Source organism: Geomonas sp. (assembly GCF_056994735.1).
Genome location: NZ_JBXKJL010000485.1, coordinates 1 through 1,109 on the forward strand (window position 1 = coordinate 1; position 1,109 = coordinate 1,109).

Sequence of the window (1,109 nt, forward strand, 5' to 3'; positions counted from 1 at the left end):
TCCAGCGGTCCCACTTCTGCTCGTGAGCCTCGGCTGTCATGCAGTCCGGCGCCTCGAAGGCGACGAGCATCCGGTCCATTGCAGGGGTCCTCTCCCGATGTGCTGTGTGGTACTCCCATCATCGCACACCGGCTGCGGATCGCGCAACCTTAGACAGCATCGAAACCCCAAGATCAGCCGAACGGATGATAATGACCATTTTTCCGAGACCCCCTTGACAAACGCGGGCTCGCGTGCTCTACGATCGAACAACGGGGGAAGGGGGACGACGAGGAGCGAAGCGACGAGGAGCGGGATGGGGGAAAGCGGCCCCGAAGGGCCGCCCCGTGAAGCGCCGGGCTTAAAGGCCCGGCGTTGAAGCAATACGGTTAACGAAGAGGACCGGCCCCCTAAAGGGCCGGTCCTCGTTGTTCTTCGCTGTGGTCTAGTTAGGTGACCATCTCACTTGCTCGTCGGACGTTCGCGGACGCCTTGCGGATTCCGCACCAGCATCCCGTTGTCGTCGAGGTACGGGTCGCGGATCAAGCCCTTGTCGACGCCTGGCCGGCGCTCGACCCGGAACCAACCCTCGTCGGTGTCGGGGTCGTAGTGGACGACGAAGTCCATCTTCTCCGCCTGCTCGAGGAACTTGTCCAGCTGCGCCTCGATGACCGGGGCGGAAGCCTCGCCGCGGTCCCGCCTGGCGGCGGCCCGCAACATCCGGACCAGGTAGCGGGAACGGTGCTCCGGCCGGATCGGGTGCCAGGGGATCGCGCTCTCGTCGGTGGCCGTGCGGTCGTAGGCGATGTCGGAGATGTTCCCGCGGGCGATAGCCAGGCTCACCGCCGGCTGCTTCACCCCGAAGTGCTCGGCGACTTCGGCCTGGGTCTTGCCGGCTCTGAGCATCTGCTCCGCCTCGCTGTAGTCCAGCTTCTGTCGCCCCTGCCTGGTCACGACGCCTCCGGTTGTTGTCATGGGAGTAGCATCCCGTGAAGGTCACATGATGTCAATGTCGGAACCATGTGCGGTACCAGACATCGTATCGCCGCAGGTCGGACTCGGTGAGGGATATCCGGGCTTGCGCGAAAATCGTGATCCGGACACATCATTGCAGGTGGTGGCATCATGGG

1 protein-coding gene is annotated in these 1,109 nt (G+C 64.0%); it reads right to left on the bottom strand.

Translation table 11 applies throughout. From position 1 onward, the window contains the following. Window positions 1–441: 441 nt before the first annotated feature. Window positions 442–954, bottom strand: a complete 513-nt coding sequence (locus AC11W3_RS20630) for a helix-turn-helix domain-containing protein (RefSeq protein WP_484093682.1) — start codon at window positions 952–954, stop codon at window positions 442–444. Window positions 955–1,109 lie beyond the last annotated feature (155 nt).

What these genes read in the sequence shown, in the direction of transcription:
- AC11W3_RS20630 (WP_484093682.1), bottom strand. Translation starts at nt 954, where the DNA reads ATGACAACAACCGGAGGCGTCGTGACCAGGCAGGGGCGACAGAAGCTG.